The following is a 21,037-nucleotide window of genomic DNA, read 5'->3' as shown; positions in this document are numbered from 1 at the left end:
TCGCGCTCCGGCCACCAACCCGCCCGGGGCTCATGAGAAGGAGCTCCCCCATTTGGACTCGAACCAAAAACCTGCCGGTTAACAGCCGGCTGCTCTGCCAATTGAGCTATGGGGGATCGCTGGCTGGCCCCGGATCGCTCCGGTGCCGTGCGACTGCACAAGAGTACAGGACACCCCCCACGTCGGGGCCACAGGGTTACTCCAGACACGCCCTCGTGTCGATCAGGGGATTCGCCGCCGATCAAGGGCAAATGGTCGTGGTTCAGAGATCCAACCACGGCCGTTTGCCCTTGATCGACGCGGAGGTCCTTGATCGACGCGCCACCAGACGGGAGGCGGCGAGCGCGGCGGGAGGCGGCGAGCGCGGCCGGCGGGAGGCGGAGGCCGAGCGGCAGGCGCGGTGGTCAGGTGGAAAAGCGGACATTCCGCCGGTCCGGGCCCAAGCGTGCATGAGTGCGAGGCAGGATGGGTAGGTAGGCAGGCTATAGAGCACACAGGCGCGACACCGCGTCAGGTAGGAGGGAGCCGCTATGCGCGGAAAGCTGTGGTTCATCGGCGGGCTCGCTGCGGGCTTCGTCCTGGGTGCCCGCGCCGGCCGGGAGAAGTACGAAGAGCTGGTGAAGGGGGCCCGCAAGGCGTGGGACCACCCCACCGTTCAGGAGGCGGCCGGCGTCGCCCAGGCGCAGGCCAACCGCCTCTACACGGAGGGCAAGGAACGGCTGTCCCACACCAAGGTCGGTGAGAAGATCGCCGGCACGCCGTCGGACAAGGCGGTCGCGGCCTCGACCTCCTCGCCGTCCAGCAGCGCCAACAACGCCAACCTCTAGATCGACGGCAAAGGGCGTCCCCCGAGCATCGGGGGACGCCCTTTCGCGAGGTCAGGACAGACTGGAGAACGAGGTCAGGACTGGCTGGAGAACGCGGCGTCGAACGCGGCCGTCGGGGCGTCGAACGCCAGCCGGCGCACGAATTGCAACGCCTCGGGCGCGCCGACGAGCCGGTCCATGCCGGCGTCCTCCCACTCGATGGAGATCGGTCCCTCGTACCCGATGGCGTTGAGCGCCCTGAAGCAGTCCTCCCACGGCACGTCGCCGTGCCCGGTGGAGACGAAGTCCCAGCCCCGCCGCAGGTCGGCCCACGGCAGGTGGGACGAGAGCCGGCCGCGCCGGCCGTCCCCGGTGCGCACCTTGGCGTCCTTGCAGTCCACGTGGTAGATCCGGTCGGCGAAGTCGAGGATGAAGTTGACCGGGTCCAGCTCCTGCCAGACGAAGTGCGACGGGTCCCAGTTCAGCCCGAACGCCGGCCGCCGCCCGATCGCGTCCAGCGCGCGAACGGTGGTCCAGTAGTCGTACGCGATCTCGCTGGGATGGACCTCGTGCGCGAAGCGGACGCCGACCTCGTCGAAGACGTCCAGGATCGGGTTCCACCGGGCGGCGAAGTCCGCGTACCCCTTTTCGATCATGGATGGCGGCACCGGCGGGAACATGGCCAGCGTGTGCCAGATCGACGACCCGGTGAACCCCACGACGGTGCGGACGCCGAGCTTGGCCGCCGCGCGGGCGGTGTCGGCCATCTCGGCGGCGGCCCGCTGCCGTACGCCCTCCGGCGAGCCGTCCCCCCAGATCCGGGCCGGCAGGATGTCCTGGTGCCGCTCGTCGATCGGATGGTCGCAGACGGCCTGCCCGACGAGGTGGTTGGAGATCGCCCAGACGCCCAGGTTGTACTTGGCGAGGGTCTCCCGCTTGCGCTCGACGTACCCGTCGTCGGCCAGGGCCTTGTCGACCTCGAAGTGGTCGCCCCAGCAGGCGATCTCCAAACCGTCGTAGCCCCACTCGGAGGCCAGCCGGCACATCTCCTCGAACGGCAGGTCGGCCCACTGGCCGGTGAACAGCGTGATCGGTCGGGCCATGTCCCTAACTCTCCTTGGGGAGCGCGGTGGACGGCGCGAGGGAGACCGGTCCGGTACGGGTGCACGGCGCCGCCTGGACGGCGGGGCGACTGCGAACCCGGGCGGGTTGCGCCTCCCGCCCGGGCGTCCACCGCGCCCGGCCAACGCCAGGTCCAACTCTAAACCCAAAACTCACGCGTCGCGGTGCCGCAGGGCATACGCGGCGGCTCCGAGCAGTACGACCAGGTAGCCGGCGAACACGGCCAGCCCGGCCCACGGCGACAGCACGTCCGACCCGGGGGCCACGGTCATGAACGACTCACCCGCGGTCGACGGCATGTACGGCAGGATGTACTTCTCCCAGCTGTCCGGCAGGAGCAGGTTGACGATGCCCTGGGACACGAACATCACGCCCACCACGGTGGTGATCGCGGCCGCCGTGTTGCGCATGAGCGCGCCCACCGCCATGCCGAAGAGCCCGACCCCGGTCAGGTAGACGGCCGCCCCGATCACCGCGCGCAACACGCCCGGGTCGGACAGCGACACGCCCGCGTCGCCGAGCAGCGCCTGCCCGGCGAGGAAGACCACGAAGGACGCCGGCAGCATCACGGCCAGCGTCACCGCGGCGAACACGACCGCCTTGCCCCACAGCACCGGCAGCCGCGCCGGCACCGCGGCCAGCGACGACCTGATCATGCCGGTGGCGTACTCGCCGGAGATCACCAGCACGCCCAGCGACCCCACGAGCAGTTGGCCGAGCTGGACGCCGGCGAGGCTGGCGCCGGTCGAGTCCGGGCCGCCGTCCGGGCCGCCGAGGTCGGCGCCGTCGCCGATGACCGCGGACACCACCAGCCCGATCCCGATGACCGCGACGACGGCGCTGGCCAGCGTGAGCACCGTCGACCGCAGCGATCGAAACTTGATCCACTCCGAGCGGAACACCCGCGCCTGGGTCACCTGCAACGCGCTCATGGGGCCACCGCCTGGTACTCCACGGCGTCCTTGGTCAGCTCCATGAACGCCTCCTCCAGTGACGCCTCCTCGGCGGCCAACTCGTGCAGGGTCAGGCCGGCCTCGGCCGCGGCATCGCCGATCTGCTCGGCCCGCAGCCCGGCGACGTGCAGGACGCCGGGCGAGGCACTGGTGATCTCCACGTCCGGGCCCGCGAGCAGGTCGCGCAGCGCCGGCGCCTGCGGCGACCGCACGCGTACGCGGCCGCGCGCGGCCCCCCGGGTGAAGTCGGCCATCGGCACGTCGGCGATCAGCCGGCCCCGGCCGATGACCACCAGGTGCTCGGCCGTCAGCGCCATCTCGCTCATCAGGTGCGAGGAGACGAAGACGGTACGGCCCCGCGCCGCCAGCCCCTTGAGCAGGTTGCGGATCCACAGGATGCCCTCCGGGTCCAGCCCGTTGACCGGCTCGTCGAGCATCACCACCTTCGGATCGCCGAGCAGCGCCGAGGCGATGCCGAGCCGCTGTCCCATGCCCAGCGAGAAGCCGCCCGCCCGCTTGCCGGCCACGTCGCGCAGCCCGACCAGGTCGATGACCTCGTCGACCCGGCTCGCCGGGATGCCTGTGGTGGCGGCCATCGCCAGCAGGTGGTGATACGCCGACCGTCCGGTGTGGACCGCCCGCGCCTCCAGCAGCGCTCCCAGCTCGCACAGCGGCGCGGCGTGCCCGGCGTACGGGCGGCCGTTGACCGTGACCGTCCCGGACGACGGGCGGTCCAGGCCGAGGATCATCCGCATCGTGGTGGACTTGCCGGCCCCGTTTGGCCCGAGGAAGCCGGTCACCACGCCGGGCCGCACCGTGAAGGTGAGCCCGTCGACGGCGACCTTGTCGCCGTACCGCTTGGTCAGATCGATCACTTCAATCATGCTGGCCAGCCTGGCGCGACCGGAAGCAAAGGGCATCGGCCAGGCGCGGACACCTTGGCCTACCACATCCGCGGTAGGCCGGCCGCCGCGCTACTGCGGCCCCCGAGCCAGACCCGTCTGGTACGCGATGACGACGAGCTGCGCCCGGTCGCGCGCGCCGAGCTTCATCATCGCCCGGTTCACGTGGGTCTTGGCGGTGAGCGGAGACAGGACGAGCCGCTCGGCGATGTCGTCATTGGACAGTCCGGCGGCCACGAGGCCGAGCACCTCGCGCTCGCGGTCGGTCAGCGCCCGCAGCGCCTCGGGTGTCGCCTGTGGGGAGTCGTCCGGCTGGGCGAGGAAGCGCTCGATGAGGCTGCGGGTCGCCTTGGCCGACAGCAGCGCCTCGCCGCCGGCCACGACCCGGATCGCGTCCAGCAGCTCCGCCGGGTCGACGCCCTTACCGAGGAACCCGCTCGCCCCGGCGCGCAGGGCCTGGAAGACGTACTCGTCGACCTCGAATGTGGTCAGGATCAGCACGCGCACACCGGCCAGCTCCTCGTCGGCGGTGATCTCTCGGGTGGCGGCCAGCCCGTCCAGCTCCGGCATCCGGATGTCCATCAGGACGACGTCGGCACGCGTGGTGCGCAGCAGGTCGACCGCCTCCCGCCCGGTAGCGGCCTCCCCGACCACCTCCAGGTCCGGCGCGGAGTCGATGAGCACCCGAAAGCCGGCGCGGATGAGCTTCTGGTCGTCGGCCAGCAGGACCCGGATCATCGATCCTCCTGAGTAGACGGTAACGGCAGCCTGGCGTACACCCGGAATCCGCCCTCGGGCCGGGGGCCGGCGCGCAGCTCGCCCCCGGCGGCGGCCGCCCGCTCCCGCATCCCGAGGATGCCGTGTCCGGTGCCGTTGGGGACGACGGCGCCCGAACGGCCGTCGTCCCGGACGTCGATGACGAGCCCGTCCGCCGCGTAGCCGACGGTGACCCGCGCCGCCGCTCCCCCGCTGTGTTTGTGCACATTGGTCAGTGACTCCTGCACGATGCGGTACGCGGCAAGGTCGACGGCGGCGGGCAGCGGGCGGGGACGGCCGGAGAGCGTCCAGTCCACGGTGAGCCCGGCCGCGGTGAACGAGCCGACGAGCGCGTCCAGGCGGTCGAGGCTGGGCGCGGGCTCGGTCGGCGAGTCGGACTCGCCGGACTGCCGCAGCACGCTGAGCATCGCGCCCAGCTCGTCGAGGACGGCCCCGCTCGCCCGCCGTACGTGGGTGAGCGCCTCCTCGGCCTGGTCCGGCCGGTCGCGCAGCACGTGGCTGGCGACGCCCGCCTGCACGTTCACCAGCGCGATGTGGTGGGCGACGACGTCGTGCAATTCGCGGGCGATGCGCAGGCGTTCCTCGGCGACCCGGCGGCGTGCCTCCCCCTCGCGGCTCTGCTCGGCGCGGCGGGCGCGTTCTTCGAGCACGGCGACGTACGCGCGGCGGCTGCGCACCGCGTCTCCCGCCGCGACCGCCATGCCGACCCACACCACGAATATGAGGTTTCCCGGGTCGTACCAGGGTTCGTCGGAGCCGACCGCGGCCGCGACGCCGAACGCGAGCGCGCAGGCCGTGCCGGCGATCCACGCCGTGGCCCGGTCGGTCCGAGTGGCCACTGTGTACGCCGCGATGATGACGCCAGCCACGAAGGCGGCCCGCGCCTGAATGGTCATCATCATGACGACCACGGTGGTCGTGGTTACCGCGAGCACGAGCAGCGGCCAGCGCCGCCGGAAGACCAGCGCGGCGCACACCACGGTCGCCGCGACGACTAAGCCGAGACTCAGCGAGACCCGCTCGGGCCGCTCGTCGCCGCGCATCGGTGCGAGCAGGCTCAAGGCGTAGAGGACGGCCGCCAACGCACCGTCGACCGCCAGCGGGTGTGCCCGCGCGGCCTGGCGCAACCTGGCAACACCGCCCATGCGCTCACCGTACGTCGGCCACGGCCGCCGGGGCGTCATCCAGCCGCGGTACCTATTCGTACGCCCAATGCCGTAGCGGCTTGTCCAGCACCCGCTCGATGGCGGCGACCTGGGTGGCGGTCAGCTCGTAGCGGTACGCCCCGCCGCGCTCGGTGTGGAAGCGGTGCCGCGCGAAGCCCTTCTCGAACTGCGGCGTCCACTCCAGGCCGAGGAACTTGAGCATCCGCGCGACCTGCTCGTTGGGCGCGCGGACCAGTTCCTCGTAGCGGACGTCGAGCCACTGGCCGCCCGGATGCACCATCCGCGCCTGCGCGTAGGCGTCCATCAGCATCTTCCAGCACAGCGCGGCGAGCACGGCGAAGGACCGGCCGCTCTCCTCCCACTCGTGCCGCAGCGGCGGCGGCAGCGGGCCGTACCGCCAGGCGTCCGGGCCGCGCCAGCCGTCCCACCACGGCGTCTGGAGCCACGAGTTGGCCACCGCGCGCCCGTCGCGCACCACGTGGATCACCCGCAGCTCCGGGTACGCCGCGTGCAGGAACCCGGTGCGCGGCCAGCCGGTCAGGTGCTGGAACAGGACCTTGCAGTCCTGCCGGCGGGCGCGGGTGTCGAAGAACGACCGGACCCGCCGTTCCATGATCGGCGAGAGGTCGTCGGCCACGAGGTCGCGACAGGGGGCGGAGAAGCCCGCGAACACGTGCCGGTCAAGCAGCCGGTACGCCTCGGTGGGCGCGATCCACCGCTGGCCGCGCGCCCTCGATTCGCCCTGGCGAGGCGCCAGGTGCCGGTAGATCGGGCCGTTGAACCGGCCGATGCGATTGAACCGGGGCAGCCGGTCGTCCAGCCCGGAGACGAAGCCGGCCGACGGGTGGCGGGCCAGCACCTCCTGCACCAGCGTCGACCCGCACCGCCCGGTCCCCACGACGAGCGTCAGCACGCAGAGAGGCTACCGCTTCGCGAGGATAGTTCACAGTGGACGCCAGTCGGCGTTTGCGCCGCAGACCACGACGCAGGCGTGGTCACCGGAAACCCGCCCGGCCAGCCAGGCCGCGAAGGCCACGGCGCCGGCCGGCTCGACGGCCAGCCGGAACTCGTCCCACAGCCGGTCCCGGGCCGCCAGGATCTCGACGTCGTCGACGAGCGCGAGTCGCAGGGCCGGCGTCGCCCCGAGCACGTCGAACGGGATGCGCCCGACCCGGGTCGCGCCCAGCGCCGACGAGGCGACCGAGTGGACCGGGCTGTCGGTGGGCGCCCCGGCGGCGATCGCGGCGTGCAGGCTCGCGCAGCCGGTCGGCTCGACACCGACGACGGTGCGCTCCCCGACGCCGACGCTCACCCCGGCGATCAGCCCGCCGCCGCCGACCGCGACCGCGACGGCGTCACACTCCGGCACCTGCTCGGCGATCTCGATCCCCACCGTGCCCTGCCCGGCCACCACATCGGCGTCGTCGTACGCGGGCAGGTAACGCAGCGCCGCCTCTTCGGCGTACCCGCGTGCGGCGCGCTCGGCCTCGGCGTACCGGCTGCCGTGCCGGACCACGTCCGCGCCGGTCGCGGCGATCCGCCGCTCCTTGTCCGGCGGCACATTCTCGGGTACGTAGATCGTGGCGCGGACGCCGAGCAGGCGCGCGGCGGTGGCCACGCCGAGCCCGTGGTTTCCGCCGGAGGCCGTCACCACGCGGTCGGTCGGTGCCCCACTCAGCAGCGCGTTGAGCGCGCCCCGGACCTTGAAGGAGCCGGTGAGCTGCAAGTGTTCGAGCTTCAGCGTCACCGGGCGCCCATCCACCGTCGCCTCCAGCACGGGAGTCCGGCGCACGTACGGCGCGATGCGCTTGGCGGCCAGGGTGAGGTCGTCGTGTCCGATCATGAGGCTTACTCTGCTCCCTCCCGAGCCATAAGCTGAAACGGGAATTGCTAAATGGCGTTAAGGAGAGCTTATGGCTCTGGACATCGAACGGCTGCGGGTACTGGTCGAGGTCGCCCACGCCGGCTCGATCGCCGCGGCCGCCAAGAGCATGGGCTTCACCGCGTCGGCGCTGTCCCAGCAGCTCGCCAAGCTGGAGCGGGAGGTCGGCGACCGGCTCGTCGACCGCGGCCCGACCGGCGTACGGCCGACGGCCACCGGGGAGGTGCTGATCCGGCACGGCGAACGGGTGCTCGGCGCGCTGCGGGACGCCGAGGACGCCGTACGCGACGCCCGCGGGCTGCCGCGCGAGCACCTCTCGCTGGGCACGTTCGCGAGCGCCGGGGAGGCGCTGGTGCCGACCGCGCTGGCCGCCTTCCGCGGCGCTCATCCGCACGTGCGGCTGTCCCTGCTGGATATCGAACCACCGGACGGGTACGACCTGGTGACCTCCGGCGACCTCGACCTGCTCATCACGCACCGTTACCCCGACGTACCGCTGCCGCCCGTCGCCGGGCTGGTGCGCGCCCACCTGATGACCGACCCGCTACGCGTCGTCCTGCCCGCCGGCCACCGGCACGCGGGCACCCGCCGGCTGACGATCACCGCGCTCGCCGACGAAGAATGGATTTCCGGCGGACCGGGCGTACATAACCGGATTACGCTGGACTGGGCCGCCCGCGAAGCGGGATTGTCGGTGCGGGTGGCTTACGAAACCCGCGACTATGCGGTTACCCTCGCCCTCATCGGTGCCGGAATCGGCGTCGCGCTCATCCCGGACACGAGCCTGGGTGCGGTCGACCCCGCCAGCCACGCCGTACGCGACCTGACCGAGCCGATCGCGCGCGAGATCCTCCTCGTGCACCGCCCGCGGCCCCGGCCGCCGATCTCCGACATGGTCGCGCTGCTAGAGCGCACATCACAAAAAAACGTTGAACCGCCGACATCAGCCGATCGGATGAGTACACGGCGATGAATGCGCTGGCATAAATCTCTTTTAAGGAAAAGCGGGAAAGCTTAAATTATCATTTGCAGCTTGACGCCAGATCAAAGTTTGCTCTTAGGTGAGATCACTCAAACTAGAGCCGCCTTCGGCTTCGAGAAAAGGGCAAGCACCATGTACAGGTCGGCGCAGAGACGCAGGTGGAACTTGACAGGGCGGCATAAGCGCATTCTCGCGGTCGTCGGCACCCTGGTCGTGTTCGGCGGAATCATCACGGTGACCCAGGTGTCCTCGGCCGAGGGCGAGCGACGGGCATCGTCGCGGGGTTGCCAGCCCGCACCCGGGGGCCAGGCTCCCAACGGGCAGAACGTGACGACCACCCAGCAGAATGGGCGCACTGTCCGTAACTACTGGGGCGACGGGCAGGCGTGCACGACGAGCGCCCAGACCACCGCCCAGAACTCCAACTCCCAGGCGTCGCAGACGATCGTCTGCCCGAGCGTCGAGGACCGGTTGCAGAACGTCCCCGCGGCCGCACAGGCCGAGGTGGACCGCAACCTCGCTCTGCTCGAGACGCAGATCGCCGAGGCCAACCAGCGGCTGGCGACAAGCGCCGGCCAGGGCGGCCCGAACTTCGTCCAGAACGCGATCCTCGGCCCGCTGGCGAGCAAGCGCACCGCGGCCATCGACCGCATCGCCATCGCGATCGGGCGGGTCGGGCAGCGGCCGAACAACCTCAACGGGCTCGCCACGTGCACGCTCGCCGCGGGCAACAACAACGGCGGCAACAACGGTGGGGGCAACAACCAGCCCGCGACGACCGCGCCGACGACCGCACCGCCGCCCCTGGACTTCGGCCCGGACGAGTGCTCCGAAGGCAACGGCCTGCAAATCCACGACGGCTTCCAAAACGGCAACCGCTGCGTCGACACCGAAATGGGCGAAGTCGGCAACGCCGACACCAACCCCTCCCTGCTGATCACCAGCGCACCCCGCAACGTCGGCGTCAACGAACCATTCGTCATCCGGGTCAGCACCCGCAACCTGGTCCGCGACCGGTTCCTACCCGCCGGACAAGGCGGCTACTACGTCGACATGTCCATCCTCAACGCCCAGGGTCTGGTCCGCGGCCACTTCCACACCAGCTGCCGACTGCTCAACAACACCAACAACGCCCCCGACCCCGCACCCGCCCCCGCGTTCTTCGTCGCCACCGAAGACGGCGGCGGCAACGCCCAACCCGACACCATCGAAATCCGGGTACCCGGCCTCGCCCAACGCGGCACCTTCCAATGCGCCTCCTGGGCCGGCGACGCCTCACACCGCATCCCCATGATGCAACGAGCCAACCAACAACCCGCCTTCGACGCGGTCCGCGTCCAGGTGCGCTGACCCGCTAAGTCGCGAGGGCACCCCGCTGCCACGGGGTGCCCTCGCTTCATGTTCGGTAGGTAGGTTTTTACCGGGACACCTTGCACTGCCGGGTGACCGTCTTGGTCGGGTCGCTCTCCGAGGTGGCCGTGAGGGTCACGGTCGCCGTACGGGCGGCGCCGCGGGCGGACTTGACCGCCACCTTGACCCTTGTGGACTGTCCGAACTCGGCGGTCGCCAGCTGGTTCGGCAGCCACGCCTCCCAGCCCTGGCCGGACACGGTCGCCGACAGCCGGTACACGTCCGAGTCCAGGTAGGCGCTGACGTCCTCGGGGTGCGCCGCGCCACCCGGCGCCGCCGTACCGGTGTTGGCCAGCTCGAAGGCGCACGAGGCCCCGTCGGCCCGGCCCTTCGAGAGCCCGACGCCGCGCGCCTGCGGGCCGCCGTCGCCGGTCACCGCCCGCACCGCCACCGTGTACGACAGCACGCCCTTGCGGTCGCGCTTGACGTTCACGACGTAGAAGTGCAGCCCGTTCGCCGCGTCGACGTACTCGTACTCGCTGCCGGAGTCGGCGCCGGCGTGGAAGAGCGCGTCGGACAGCTGCCGGTAGTCGCCCATCGTGATCATCTGCTCGGTGCCGTCCGGCCGCTCGAAGTCGACCAGGTTGATGTCCTGCGGGTTGGCGTCGACGACCCAGACGAACGGCGCGGCGTCGGCGTTCTTGGTCTTGCTGAGCAGGACGCCGCTGTCCGGGGTGAACGAGTCCGCACCCATCCGGTCGACCACCTCGACGGTGTAGTTGTTGAAGTTGCCGCCGTCGCAGAGCGGATCGGCGCTGGTGCTGCACGCCGGCGACAGGTCCGCGTTCATCGCGATGTTCACGCCGGTCAGCTCGCTGGCGCCGGGCTTGACCGCGCGGGCGGTCACGTCGGCGACCACGATGCCGGACGAGGCGAGCGCTTCCCGGGACAGGCGCAGCACGTTGGCCTCGTCGACCATGCCGAGCTTCACCTTGTCGCGCAGCATGTGCTGGGAGCCCATCGAGCCGCCGTTGACCGGCGGGATCAGCCAGCGGGTGTGCGGCCCGCCGGGACCGTTGAACGAGCCGCGCGACATCATGCTCCAGATCCCGGTGTACGCCCGGCGCAGCGGCGTGCCGTACGGGTTGTTGTAGTTGTCGCCGATGCCCAGCAGGTGGGTCAGCTCGTGGGCGTACGTGCCCAGGCCGGAGCTCTCCGCCTGGGTGGAGGAGCCACCGCCGGCGGTCGGCCAGATGGTTGCCGCCGACTTCCACGACGTCCACTCGACGTACCGGGTACGGGCGTAGTTGTTCATCGCCGGGTCGGGCGGGCCCCACTCGTCGGGCACGTCCTCCTTGGTGTTGAAGCGCATCTGGCCGAACTCCTGCCAGGTCGACGACTCGTCCTGGCCGGCGCTGAGGATGAAGGCAAGCTCGAACGAGCCGGCCACGTCGGTGCCGACCGCGGCGCGCCACAGGCCCAGCCCATCGGTACGGATGTTGCGGTTGCAGGTCTCGCCGGTCGGGCACATGCCCGGGTTCATGTCGTTGGTGATGCCGTACTGGTACGACTTGTTCGGCAGCTGGTACGGGCCGAACGCGGTCAGCTCCACGCCGTACCGCCCGCCGGAGTCCTCCATCCAGTACTGGTGCAGCGTGTGCCCGTTGTTGAGGGTGCCGGGCTGGTTGAGAAAGTCGCGGTAGAAGGCGGGCACCTGCTCGCGGGGGATGTTCGCGGCGCTCGGCTGGGGGTTGCCGAAGATGGTCGAGTGGGCCGGCTGGGTAACGGCGAACGGCTGGTCCGGGTAGTCGAGCGTGACCAGCGCGACCTTGAAGTTGCGCACCGATCCGGTCGCGGTCGGATCGGACCAGTTGGTGCCCGGTGGGCGGCGGTAGTCGGCGGGGGTCATGTCGTCCGGGTTTTCCCAGCGCTGCCGGTCGATCGGCCGGAAGGCGTCGCCGGTCGCCGACGCCGGGACGGTGGAGACGGGAACGGCCGCGAGGCCCGCGATGAGCGCGAAGGCGGCCACGGCGGCCAGTCGTCTGGCATGGACGGTCATGCGCTTTCCCCTTTTCTATAGGAGGAACCCCTCGGGAAAGGGGTCTTCCGGGTCGAGCAGGTACTGCGCGGTGCCGGTGATCCAGGCCCGCCCGGTCACCGTCGGCACGACGGCGGGCAGGCCGGCCACGCTGGTGGTGTCGACGAGCCGCCCGGTGAAGCGGGTGCCCAACACCGACTCGTTGACGAACGGGGTGTCCAGCGCCAGCAGGCCACGCGCGTGTAGTTGGGCCATCCGGGCGGACGTACCGGTGCCACACGGGGAGCGGTCCACCCAGCCGGGGTGGATGACGACCGCGTTGCGGGCGTCCGCGCCGTCCCGGCCGGCCTCGACCACCTGCACGTGCCGGCAGTCGTCGATCGCCGCGTTGGCCGGGTGCACCGGTCGGGCGCGCTCGTTGATGGTGTCCATCACCGCCAGGCCCCGCCGGATCAGTTCCCGCACAGCGTGCGGGCGCACCGGCAGGCCCAACATGGCGGCGTCCACAATGGCGTAGAAGTTGCCGCCGAACGCCATGTCGTACCGCACCGGCCCAATGCCGGCCACCTCGACGCACTGGTCGGCGGCGAGCAGAAACGACGGCACGTTGCGGATGGTCACCGAGCGGGCCCGCCCGTCCGCGACCTCGACCTCGGCGGTGACCAGCCCGGCCGGGGTGTCCAGGCGGATCGTGGTGACCGGCTCCTCGACGGCGACCATGCCGGTCTCGACGAGCACGGTGGCCACCCCGATCGTGCCGTGCCCGCACATCGGCAGGCAGCCGGACACCTCGATGAAGAGCACGCCGAAGTCCGCGTCCGGCCGGGTCGGCGGCTGCAGGATCGCGCCGGACATCGCCGAGTGCCCGCGCGGCTCGTACATCAGAAACCGAAGCAGGCCCTCCCGGTCGCGCTCGAAGAGCTGCTTGCGCTCGAACATCGTCGCCCCCGGCAGCACGCCCACGCCGCCGGTGACCACCCGGGTCGGCATGCCCTCGGTGTGCGAGTCGACGGCGTGCAGGACCAGGCGGCTACGCATCGGCTACCACCGCGCGGGCGACGTCCTTGCGTACCTGCGCGGTCAGGTCGGGCGGCAGCGGCAAGCGGGGTAGCCGGCAGGGCCCGCCGTACCGGCCGACGATCTCCATCGCCAGCTTGATGGCCTGGATGAACTCGGACCGGGAGTCCCAGCCGAACATCGGATGCAGCTCGGCGTAGAGCGGCAGCGCGCGGGCCAGGTCGCCGGCCGCGCACAGCTCGTACAGCCGCAGCGACACCCGGGGCAGCGCGTTGGGAAAGCCGGCGATCCACCCGGTGGCGCCGCACGCCATCAGTTCCAGCAGCACGTCGTCCGCGCCGGCGAGCACGTCCACGTGCGGGCACAGGTCACGGATGCGGTGCAGGCGCCGCACGTCGCCGCTGAACTCCTTCACCGCCACGATGCCGTCGATCTCGGCGAGGGTGGCGACCAGCTCCGGGGTGAGATCCACCCGGGTGTCGTACGGGTTGTTGTACGCCACCACGGGTAGGCCGGCGCCGGCGACCGCGCGGAAGTGTTCCACCACTTCGGACGGACGGGCCCGGTAGGCGTTGGGCGGCAGGCAGAGCACCGCGTGGGCGCCCGCCTCGGCGGCCTGCTCGGCCCAGCGGCGGGACTGGTGGCCGCCGTACGCGCTGACGCCCGGCACCACCGCGAGGCCCGGCGGCGCGGCCTCGACCGCGGCCCGGACGATGTCCGCGCGCTCGCCGTCGCTGAGCGTCTGGTACTCGCCGAGCGAGCCGTTCGGCGTGACGCCGTGGCAGCCCTCGGCCGCGAGCCAGCGCACGTGCTCCTGGAGGCGGTCGATGTCGACGGACAGGTCGTCGCGGAACGGCGTGGCGATGGCCACCACGACGCCGCGCCAGGGCTTGTTCACGGTGTTTGATTCCTTTCTTCGGCCACAATGCCCAACGGCACGGGCATGGCGATGGTGCGGTTGGCGAAGCCGGCCGGATCCTGGGCCCGCCCGGTCTCCGCTTCGAGCAGGTCGAGCGCGGCGCGTCCGCACATCCGGCCCTGGCACCGGCCCATCCCGACCCGGGTCAGCAGCTTGAGGGCGCGCGCGTCGTCGATGCCGTACCGGTGGATGTCGGCGCGGGCCCGGCCAGCCGTCACCCGTTCGCAGCGGCACAGCGTGGTGGCGTCGTCCAGCGCCGCCGCCGGTGCCGGATACACCGCGTGCAGGGCGTCCGCGAAACGCCGCCGGGCCGCGCGCCTGCGCTGGTACGGCGACACCGCGCGGGCCAGGGTTGAGTCGTCGATCAGTCCGATGTGGTGTGCCGCGGCGTACCCGGCGATGGTGCCCTCGGCCACGGCGAGGGCGGCGCCACCGATCCCGGTCGCCTCCCCGGCGGCCAGCACCCCGGGACGGTGGTCCGCTGGTCGTCGTCGACGGCTACCACGAGGCTGCCGTCGCGCGGGTCGGTACGCGTCGCGCACCCGAACGCCAGGGCCAGCTCCACCGACGGGGTGAAGCCGTGCCCCACGCAGACGGCGTCCACGTCGACGGTGCCGTGACCGTCCACAGTGGCTCTGAGCGCGGCGCCGTACGGCTCGACCGCGGTGACCGCGCTGCCCTGCCAGAGCGGGATCCGCCGGCTCAGGTACCGGCCGGCCTCCAGCACGCGGCCGGGCGAGCGCAGCACCGCGCCGGGATGGCGCAGCCACCGGGACAGCCGCGCCGCCTCGACCACGGCCACCACGTCGGCACCGACCCCGGCGAGGGTGGCGGCGACCGCGAGCAGGAACGGGCCGGTGCCGGCGACGAGCACCCGCTGGCCGACCGGTACACCGCTGTTCTTGGCGTGTGCCTGGGCGCCCCCGGCCGTGACGACGCCCGGCAGGTCCCAGCCCGGAAACGGCACCACCCGGTCGTACGCGCCGGGCGCCAGCACCACCGCACCGGGGCGGAGCGTGTGCCGGCCCGCCCTGATCTCCCGCTCAGGCGTGACCCGCCACACCTCGTGCCCGGACAGGAACCGGACCCGAGCGTGGCCGGTCGCCCGGCGTACCAGTGGGGCGTCCGCCTGGCCGCGCAGGTACTGCCCGCCGGGGTGCGCCCCATGTCGACGACCGTGACGTCCGCCCCGGCGTCCGCGGCCGCCACCGCCGCGCTCAACCCCGCCGGCCCCGCCCCGACCACGGCGACGTCCGGCTCTCCTGGCGCGGCGCCGGGTTCGGCGGCCTCCGGCAGGCAGGTGCGGTCCCCCGTCTCGGAGACGCAGGCGAAGCAGACACCGATGCCGCAGAAAAGGCTCATTGCGGCACCCCGAAGCGTTCCGGCGCGAAGGGAGTCAGGTCCAGTTCGGGCGGCTCCCCCGCGACCGCCTGGGCGACCAGCCGGCCGGTGGCCGGGGCGAGCCCGATGCCGGCGCCCTCGTGGCCATGCGCGTGCACCAGGCCGGGCACCCGCGGGTCCGGCCCGATGACCGGCAGGTGGTCCGGCGAGAACGGCCGGAACCCGTGGTACAGGCGCATGGCCCGGACCCGGGCGAGGGCCGGGAAGAGATCGATGGCGCCGCGGGCGAGCGCCCGGACGGCGGCGCCGTTGACGCCGCGGTCGAACCCGACGAGCTCCCGGGTGGCGCCGATCAGGATCGTGCCGCTCGGCGTGCCCTCCACCACCGTCGACGCCTGCAGGGTCGCCTCCCCGGACGCCACGTTGTCCAGGTAGTCGGCCGCGTACACCTTGTGCCGGACCAGCGGCCCGACCGGCTCGGTGACCAGGACGAACCCGCGCCGCGGCAGGACCGGTACGAGGGCCCCGGCCGGCCCGGCGACCTCGGCCGCCCAGGCGCCGGCGGCGTTGACGACGTGCGCCGCGGCGACCGGGCCTTCCGCGGTGTCCACCCCCGCCACCCGCCCCCGCCGGTCCAGCCGCATCGCGGTCACCGGCGTGCGCAGCCGTACCCGGGCGCCATGGTCCCGGGCGGCGGCCAGCATGACCGCGGTGGCCCGGGCCGGCTGCACCTGCATGTCCTGCGGGTAGAACACGCCGCCCGCGAGGCCATCCGCGATGGCCGGCTCGCGCACGCGCACGCCGGCCGCGTCCAGCGGCTCGGCGAGCACCCCGGCGGCGGCCTGCCGCTCGGCGGTGTCCCGCAGGGCGGCCAGCCCCGGCTCCGAACGGGTGACGATCAGGCCGCCCTTGGGGTCCAACTCGATGTCGCCGTACCGTTCGGGCAGCTCGGCGCCGATCCGCCGCCACAGCCGCAGGCTGAGCAGAGCGAGGTCCAGCTCCGGGCCGGGCGGCTTGTCGGAGACCAGCAGGTTGCCCTCGCCGGACCCGGTGGTACCGGCAACCAGCCCGCCCCGCTCCAGCACCTCCACGGACAGGCCGCGCCTCGCGCACTCCAGTGCGCACGCGGCGCCCACTATCCCCGCGCCGATCACTACTACGTCGGCCACGGTCCACACGTTAAGGACTGTCTATGTGGTGGTCTTCGGACATGTGCTGGAACTTGATGGCTCGGTGGCTGGACCTTCTGTCGGGGCTGGGGTGGGGGGTTTGGGGGCCAGGGTGCCTCGCGAAGCCCGTCAGGCTTGATGTCTTCGCGAGTCACCCTGGCCCCCAAACCCTGACCTGGTCGGGCAAACACAGACGGTCACGCTTTTTAAAACACTCTGGAGTCCCCGCCGACCTTCGAGTCCCCGGGGACTCAGACCCCGGCGGGGACTCCCGAGTGGTTTAAAGCCTGCCTGCCCTCTTGTGACTGGGTGCCCCCGTCAGGTTTTGGGGGCCGGGGTGACCTGCGAAGACATCAAGCCTGACGGGCTTCGCAGGGCACCCCGGCCCCCAAAACCCCTACAGTGAGTCAGTGCGAGGTGAGCTACAGCGGATCGTAGACACGGTCGCCGCCCGCGTAGGAAAGCCGGCGCTGATCGAAGACAGGCGGCAGCGGGTCGTCGTCTACAGCGAGCACGCCGAGCCGATCGATGGCGTGCGCCGCGCCTCGATCCTGCGCCGGCACACCACGCCCGAGGTCATCGCCTGGTTCCGGGAGGCGGGCATCATGCGGGCCCGCAAGCCGGTACGGACGCCGGCCTGCCCGGATCTCGACCTGTTGCCCCGGCTGTGCCTGCCGGTCTGGCACGACGACCTGCTGCTGGGGTTCGTCTGGTTCATCGACGCCGACGGCTCGATGAGCGACGCCGACGTGGAGGCCGCGACGGGTGCGATGGAGGACCTGGAGCTCGCCCTCTACCGGGAGAACCTGCTCGGCGAGCTCAGCTCGCAGCGGGAGACCGAGGCCGCCCGCACGCTCCTCGTGGACGCCCCGGACAGCCGCGCGCACGCCGTACGGGCGCTGCTGGAGGACGGCGTCATCGGTGGTGACGGGCCCACCACCGCGCTGGTGGCGCAGCTCGTCACGCCGCCCGGCCAGGGCCCCGACGAGGTGGCCCGCATCGCGCTGGAGCAGTCCCTGGTGCTGACCCGCCGCTGGCTCGGCCCCCGGGACGCGCTGCAGCTGATGCGGCACGACCACGGCGTGGTGCTGCTGTGCGGGCCGGGGGGTGCCGGCCGGCCCACGCCCGAGACCGCCGCGGCACAGCTGGACGAGGCGCTGCGGGCGGCCACCCGCGGGCTCCCCTCGGTCAGCCGTACGGTCGTGGGCGTCGGGCAGACGTACCCGAGCCTGGCCGAGGGCGCCCGGTCGTACGACGAGGCGCTGCAGTCGGCGCGGGTCGCCGTGCAGCTGCCCGCGCTCGGCCGGGTGGTCGCCTGGTCGGGTCTCGGCATCTACCGCGTGCTGTCCCGTTTGGACGGTCGGCACCTGGACGTGGGCGGCGTGCATCCCGGGCTGGAGCGGCTGCTCCGCGACGAGGCCAACAAGCTGCTGCTGGAGACGCTGGAGACCTACCTGGATCTGGCCGGCAACGCGCACGCCACGGCCGAGCGGCTGCGCCTGCACCGCACCACGCTCTACTACCGGCTGCAGCGCGTCGAGCAACTCGCCGAGACCGACCTCAAGGACGGCAACGAGCGGCTCTGCCTGCACCTGGCGCTCAAGCTGGGCCGGCTGACCGGCGACTGGGCCTAAACCAGTCTCGGGATGGGGGCCGTATCGGCGTTCCAGGCCGGCAGCGGGCGCGGCACGGGGACCGGCCGGCGCACCGGACGGCGCACGTCCCGTGCGCGCAGCCCGGCGGCCAACGCCTCCTCGTCCAGGCTGCGCTTCGCCGCCACCGCCACCTCGGCGGCACGCCACGCGGCACGCTCCACGTCGGACAGTGTTTCGCAGGCGCGGCGCAGCCGGTCTCGCCGGGCCACGCACAGTTTGGTCTCCTGCTCGAACGGGTGCCGGCGTGGGTCCCAACCGTCGCGATTGGACAGCACGTCGCCGAACTGCTCCACCGTCAGGTCACCCCGCCGGTACGCGGCCGTGGCCGCCCGCTCAAGATAACGACGCCGGCCCGCCAGGTCGTCCACTGTGCCTGGTGTATCCGGCAGTCCGAACGCCTCCGCTCGAATAGCACGTCGCGCGGTGACTTCGGCCTCGTCGTACGCCCGCCAGGCGGCCTCCTGCGTGCGCAACACGGCCGCCCACTCGGCACGCCGCCGCTCCGCCGTCACCGCAGCCCGTCCCGCCGCAACGGCGACCTCTTCGGCGTACCGGAGAAGCTCCTCCTGCCGCACGATGGACGACTCGCGCCGCGGCCTTTCCCGGCGCGGCGGCCGCGACCGCTTTTCGCGGCGTCGTGGCGCCGCCACGACGATGAACGGTGTGACGCCGACGGCGATCAGCAGGAGCCAGATCAGGGCCGCGCCCCGCATGTCCAGCAACAGTTCGTGAACGGCGAATTCCACCAGATACACCTCACCCACGGATGGAGGGGTTGGGAAGGAAACTGACTGAGCGGTCAGCGCGACAGCGGCGGCGCGCGGCCGGCGGTCGCCGACCGCTCGGCGCTGCGCGCGGCGGCCGGTGCGGCCGGCAGTGGCACGGTGGCTCGGCTCGGCACCACGTCGACCGGCACCGGGACGGCCGGCGTATCGACCACGATCGCCGCGTCGACCTCGGCGGACACTCGGGACTCGGCGGCGGCCATCGTGGACACCGGCGCGGCGAACTCCGCCGGCGCCGACCAGCTCAAGCCGAGCAGCACAGCGAGGACGGCGACACCGATCCCCAGCCGTGCCCGCAACATTCGTTCACGTTACCCCAGCGGAACCGGATCGGCCCGGCCACCGTCAGATGGAGATGACGATCGCACGTGGTGCTCGCGCGGCCGCCGCCGCATCGATGTTTTTCCTGGTCGCGGCGTGCGCCCAGGAAACCCCCAGCACCTCCGCACCGGGTGGCGGCTCGGCAGCCGACCCCTCCACGGTGGCGTTCCGGGTGGAGTACACCGGTGGCTTTGTGACCCCCGCCATGCTCGCCGGCCGGTTCCCGGTCGTCAGCGTGTACGGCGACGGGCGGGTCATCACCGAGGGCCCGGTGGTCGCGATATACCCCGGCCCGGCCCTGCCCAACATCCAGGTCCGGCGCATCTCCTCCGCCGAGGTCGACAGCCTCGTCGAGCGCGCCACGGCCGCCGGGGTGGGCGCCGCCACCGACTTCGGCCAACCGCCGGTATCCGACGCCCCCTCGACCCGCATCACGGTGCTCACCGACGGCGGCACCAAGACCACCGAGGTGTACGCGCTCAACGAGGCCAACGCCGCCGCGTCCGGCCTGACCGAGCAGCAGAACGCCGCCCGCGCCAAGCTGCGTGACCTGATCGACTCGCTGACCGTGCCGGCGACCAACGCGGAGACGTACCCGGTGACCGCGCTGGCCGCCATCGCCTCCCCGTGGGTGGCCGCCGACGGCGCACCCGGCAAGCAGCCCGAGATCGCCTGGCCCGGCCCGCAACTGCCGGGCACCGCGGTCGGCAGCGGCCTCGACACCGGCTGCGTCACGGTGACCGGTGCGGACACCGCGAAGGTGCTGACCGCGGCCGCCAAGGCCAACGCGATCACCCCGTGGTCGTCGGGCGGGAAGCGCTGGACGGTCATGCTGCGCCCCCTCCTGCCCGACGAGTCCAGCTGCGCCGACCTCCAGGCCAGCTAGCCGACCAAGGACCTTCTCGCCGATCAAGGACAAAAGGTCGCGGTTTGGAGATCAAACCACGGCCATTCGGCCTTGATCGGCGGGGATCTCCTTGATCGGGTACGCGCCGCGGGGTCAGGCGGGCCAGGGGTTGTGCCAACCCAGGAGCTCGGCCAAGCGGGCGTTGTGGGGTACGAAGTAATCGCGGAGCGACTCGCGTACGTCTGGCGGTGGGCCGCCCTGCTCCAGTCGCCTTGTGTGCTGGGCGAACCTCGGCGGCAGGAACGGTTCTAGGTCGAGGAACGCGAGCAGGTCGGCGTACGTCGAGGCGGGGTCGGCGTAGAAGTCCTCGCTGCGCACCACGTGGATCCGCTCCCGGGGCACGTGCCGGAACCAACGCTCCAACTGCTCCGCGTACCGGCCGCGGGCGGCGTACGAGTGCCGGCGCAGGACGGTGTGCGCCGCCCGGCTGTCCGGACCGGCCCGCAGCGCCCACGCCAGCCGGTCGTGCTCGGCGGCGATCGCCTCGGCGAAGGTCAGCGGCTCCACGCCGGCCGACCGGCTCTGCAGGTAGTGCGAGTAGGCCCGCTCCACAGGGTTCCGCAGCAGCGCGATGAACCGCCCGTACGGCAGGGTGGCCGCGGCCCGCTCCGCCGCCCGCGGGTGGAAGAGGTAGTACGGGCTCGCCTCGAAGCTGAGCCGCCCGGCCATCGGCGCCGGGAAGTGGCCGCGGTACCAGCGCTCACCGCGTCCATAGTGGATGCTGAAGAACTGGACCTCCTTGCCCGTGGCGGCGCGCACCTGCGGGTGGGCCGCCAGGTAGCGGTGCATGGATGTGGTGCCGCAGCGCTGCGCACCGATGATCAGAAAGTCGGGCAAGGCGCCGGGTGCGACCGCCCGGGCCCACGCCCGGGTGCTGCGCACCACTCGGCGCACCGTGTCAACCGCGGGCCGACGGGTCACGGCTCAGAGTGTGCCACACCACAC

At 72.1% G+C, this 21,037-nt stretch carries 21 protein-coding genes, 1 tRNA gene and 1 pseudogene; 5 read left to right on the top strand and 18 right to left on the bottom strand.

What is annotated here, in order from left to right; all coding sequences use genetic code 11:
• Positions 1–43 precede the first annotated feature (43 nt).
• Positions 44–116, bottom strand: a tRNA-Asn gene (locus Prum_RS27520).
• A gap of 414 nt (positions 117–530) precedes the next feature.
• Here Prum_RS27520 and Prum_RS27515 point away from each other — a divergent pair.
• Positions 531–827 carry a hypothetical protein gene (locus Prum_RS27515; protein WP_173079133.1) on the top strand — a complete coding sequence of 99 codons (297 nt, stop codon included), beginning with the start codon at positions 531–533 and terminating at the stop codon, positions 825–827.
• A gap of 74 nt (positions 828–901) precedes the next feature.
• Here the strand turns inward: Prum_RS27515 and Prum_RS27510 are convergent, their stop codons facing one another.
• From Prum_RS27510 to Prum_RS27480, 7 genes are all read right to left on the bottom strand, one after another.
• On the bottom strand, positions 902–1,909 hold the full coding sequence (locus Prum_RS27510) for a sugar phosphate isomerase/epimerase family protein (protein ID WP_173079132.1): 1,008 nt from the start codon (positions 1,907–1,909) through the stop codon (positions 902–904).
• Between the two features lie 171 nt (positions 1,910–2,080).
• On the bottom strand, positions 2,081–2,860 hold the full coding sequence (locus tag Prum_RS27505) for an ABC transporter permease (RefSeq protein ID WP_173079131.1): 780 nt from the start codon (positions 2,858–2,860) through the stop codon (positions 2,081–2,083).
• Entirely contained in the window at positions 2,857–3,765 is a 909-nt protein-coding gene (locus Prum_RS27500) for an ABC transporter ATP-binding protein (protein WP_173079130.1), read from the bottom strand. The genes Prum_RS27505 and Prum_RS27500 overlap by 4 nt, the downstream gene beginning before the upstream one ends.
• Before the next feature lie 90 nt (positions 3,766–3,855).
• Positions 3,856–4,521, bottom strand: coding sequence for a response regulator transcription factor (locus Prum_RS27495; RefSeq protein ID WP_173079129.1), 666 nt, complete (start codon positions 4,519–4,521; stop codon positions 3,856–3,858).
• A complete protein-coding gene (locus Prum_RS27490; protein ID WP_173079127.1) occupies positions 4,518–5,705 on the bottom strand; it encodes a sensor histidine kinase in 1,188 nt (395 codons plus the stop codon). Before Prum_RS27490 ends, Prum_RS27495 begins: the two co-directional genes overlap by 4 nt.
• A 52-nt stretch (positions 5,706–5,757) precedes the next feature.
• Positions 5,758–6,639: a sulfotransferase family protein gene (locus tag Prum_RS27485; protein ID WP_173079125.1), complete on the bottom strand. Its 882-nt coding sequence runs from the start codon at positions 6,637–6,639 to the stop codon at positions 5,758–5,760.
• 30 nt (positions 6,640–6,669) lie between these two features.
• On the bottom strand, positions 6,670–7,569 hold the full coding sequence (locus tag Prum_RS27480) for a threonine/serine dehydratase (RefSeq protein ID WP_173079123.1): 900 nt from the start codon (positions 7,567–7,569) through the stop codon (positions 6,670–6,672).
• Between the two features lie 70 nt (positions 7,570–7,639).
• Between Prum_RS27480 and Prum_RS27475 the strand changes: the two genes are divergently transcribed.
• A complete protein-coding gene (locus Prum_RS27475; protein WP_173079121.1) occupies positions 7,640–8,581 on the top strand; it encodes a LysR family transcriptional regulator in 942 nt (313 codons plus the stop codon).
• Between the two features lie 174 nt (positions 8,582–8,755).
• Positions 8,756–9,940: a hypothetical protein gene (locus Prum_RS27470; protein ID WP_246278125.1), complete on the top strand. Its 1,185-nt coding sequence runs from the start codon at positions 8,756–8,758 to the stop codon at positions 9,938–9,940.
• A 67-nt stretch (positions 9,941–10,007) separates the two neighbouring features.
• On the opposite strand, the gene Prum_RS27465 is transcribed toward Prum_RS27470, so the two are convergent.
• From Prum_RS27465 to Prum_RS27440, 7 genes and pseudogenes are all read right to left on the bottom strand, one after another.
• Complete coding sequence (locus Prum_RS27465) at positions 10,008–11,999, bottom strand: M6 family metalloprotease domain-containing protein (RefSeq protein WP_173079117.1); 1,992 nt, start codon at positions 11,997–11,999, stop codon at positions 10,008–10,010.
• 15 nt (positions 12,000–12,014) lie between these two features.
• Positions 12,015–13,016 carry a proline racemase family protein gene (locus Prum_RS27460; protein ID WP_173079115.1) on the bottom strand — a complete coding sequence of 334 codons (1,002 nt, stop codon included), beginning with the start codon at positions 13,014–13,016 and terminating at the stop codon, positions 12,015–12,017.
• On the bottom strand, positions 13,009–13,893 hold the full coding sequence (locus Prum_RS27455; protein WP_173079112.1) for a dihydrodipicolinate synthase family protein: 885 nt from the start codon (positions 13,891–13,893) through the stop codon (positions 13,009–13,011). The genes Prum_RS27460 and Prum_RS27455 overlap by 8 nt, the downstream gene beginning before the upstream one ends.
• Positions 13,890–14,378, bottom strand: coding sequence for a (2Fe-2S)-binding protein (locus Prum_RS27450; protein ID WP_173079110.1), 489 nt, complete (start codon positions 14,376–14,378; stop codon positions 13,890–13,892). The genes Prum_RS27455 and Prum_RS27450 overlap by 4 nt, the downstream gene beginning before the upstream one ends.
• Positions 14,279–14,977: an FAD-dependent oxidoreductase gene (locus tag Prum_RS27445; protein ID WP_218577357.1), complete on the bottom strand. Its 699-nt coding sequence runs from the start codon at positions 14,975–14,977 to the stop codon at positions 14,279–14,281. The genes Prum_RS27450 and Prum_RS27445 overlap by 100 nt, the downstream gene beginning before the upstream one ends.
• A gap of 77 nt (positions 14,978–15,054) precedes the next feature.
• Positions 15,055–15,276: pseudogene (locus tag Prum_RS55185) on the bottom strand (FAD-dependent oxidoreductase); the annotation flags it as partial.
• Positions 15,273–16,424, bottom strand: coding sequence for an NAD(P)/FAD-dependent oxidoreductase (locus Prum_RS27440; protein WP_218577356.1), 1,152 nt, complete (start codon positions 16,422–16,424; stop codon positions 15,273–15,275). The pseudogene Prum_RS55185 and the gene Prum_RS27440, both read right to left, overlap by 4 nt.
• Positions 16,425–16,834: 410 nt before the next feature.
• On the opposite strand from Prum_RS27440, the gene Prum_RS27435 reads away from it, so the two are divergent.
• On the top strand, positions 16,835–18,058 hold the full coding sequence (locus tag Prum_RS27435; RefSeq protein WP_173079106.1) for a PucR family transcriptional regulator: 1,224 nt from the start codon (positions 16,835–16,837) through the stop codon (positions 18,056–18,058).
• On the opposite strand, the gene Prum_RS27430 is transcribed toward Prum_RS27435, so the two are convergent.
• Both Prum_RS27430 and Prum_RS27425 read right to left on the bottom strand, forming a co-directional pair.
• Positions 18,055–18,825, bottom strand: a complete 771-nt coding sequence (locus Prum_RS27430; RefSeq protein WP_173079104.1) for a hypothetical protein — start codon at positions 18,823–18,825, stop codon at positions 18,055–18,057. The two genes, Prum_RS27435 and Prum_RS27430, sit on opposite strands and share 4 nt — an antisense overlap.
• Positions 18,826–18,878: 53 nt before the next feature.
• Positions 18,879–19,166, bottom strand: a complete 288-nt coding sequence (locus Prum_RS27425; RefSeq protein WP_173079102.1) for a hypothetical protein — start codon at positions 19,164–19,166, stop codon at positions 18,879–18,881.
• A gap of 53 nt (positions 19,167–19,219) precedes the next feature.
• Here Prum_RS27425 and Prum_RS27420 point away from each other — a divergent pair, with 53 nt between their 5' ends.
• Entirely contained in the window at positions 19,220–20,071 is an 852-nt protein-coding gene (locus tag Prum_RS27420; protein ID WP_173079100.1) for a hypothetical protein, read from the top strand.
• Positions 20,072–20,185: 114 nt separating this feature from the next.
• Here the strand turns inward: Prum_RS27420 and Prum_RS27415 are convergent, their stop codons facing one another.
• Complete coding sequence (locus Prum_RS27415; protein ID WP_173079098.1) at positions 20,186–21,013, bottom strand: sulfotransferase family protein; 828 nt, start codon at positions 21,011–21,013, stop codon at positions 20,186–20,188.
• Between the last annotated feature and the right edge of the window lie 24 nt (positions 21,014–21,037).

This window comes from Phytohabitans rumicis (assembly GCF_011764445.1).
In the GTDB taxonomy this organism is placed as follows: Bacteria; Actinomycetota; Actinomycetes; order Mycobacteriales; family Micromonosporaceae; genus Phytohabitans; species Phytohabitans rumicis.
Note: the sequence above shows the minus strand (reverse complement) of the source record. Positions and strands in the feature narration are given on the sequence as shown.

What these genes read in the sequence shown, in the direction of transcription:
- Prum_RS27515 (WP_173079133.1), top strand. Translation starts at nt 531, where the DNA reads ATGCGCGGAAAGCTGTGGTTCATCGGCGGGCTCGCTGCGGGCTTCGTC.
- Prum_RS27510 (WP_173079132.1), bottom strand. Translation starts at nt 1,909, where the DNA reads ATGGCCCGACCGATCACGCTGTTCACCGGCCAGTGGGCCGACCTGCCG.
- Prum_RS27505 (WP_173079131.1), bottom strand. Translation starts at nt 2,860, where the DNA reads ATGAGCGCGTTGCAGGTGACCCAGGCGCGGGTGTTCCGCTCGGAGTGG.
- Prum_RS27500 (WP_173079130.1), bottom strand. Translation starts at nt 3,765, where the DNA reads ATGATTGAAGTGATCGATCTGACCAAGCGGTACGGCGACAAGGTCGCC.
- Prum_RS27495 (WP_173079129.1), bottom strand. Translation starts at nt 4,521, where the DNA reads ATGATCCGGGTCCTGCTGGCCGACGACCAGAAGCTCATCCGCGCCGGC.
- Prum_RS27490 (WP_173079127.1), bottom strand. Translation starts at nt 5,705, where the DNA reads ATGGGCGGTGTTGCCAGGTTGCGCCAGGCCGCGCGGGCACACCCGCTG.
- Prum_RS27480 (WP_173079123.1), bottom strand. Translation starts at nt 7,569, where the DNA reads ATGATCGGACACGACGACCTCACCCTGGCCGCCAAGCGCATCGCGCCG.
- Prum_RS27475 (WP_173079121.1), top strand. Translation starts at nt 7,640, where the DNA reads ATGGCTCTGGACATCGAACGGCTGCGGGTACTGGTCGAGGTCGCCCAC.
- Prum_RS27465 (WP_173079117.1), bottom strand. Translation starts at nt 11,999, where the DNA reads ATGACCGTCCATGCCAGACGACTGGCCGCCGTGGCCGCCTTCGCGCTC.
- Prum_RS27460 (WP_173079115.1), bottom strand. Translation starts at nt 13,016, where the DNA reads ATGCGTAGCCGCCTGGTCCTGCACGCCGTCGACTCGCACACCGAGGGC.
- Prum_RS27425 (WP_173079102.1), bottom strand. Translation starts at nt 19,166, where the DNA reads ATGTTGCGGGCACGGCTGGGGATCGGTGTCGCCGTCCTCGCTGTGCTG.
- Prum_RS27420 (WP_173079100.1), top strand. Translation starts at nt 19,220, where the DNA reads ATGACGATCGCACGTGGTGCTCGCGCGGCCGCCGCCGCATCGATGTTT.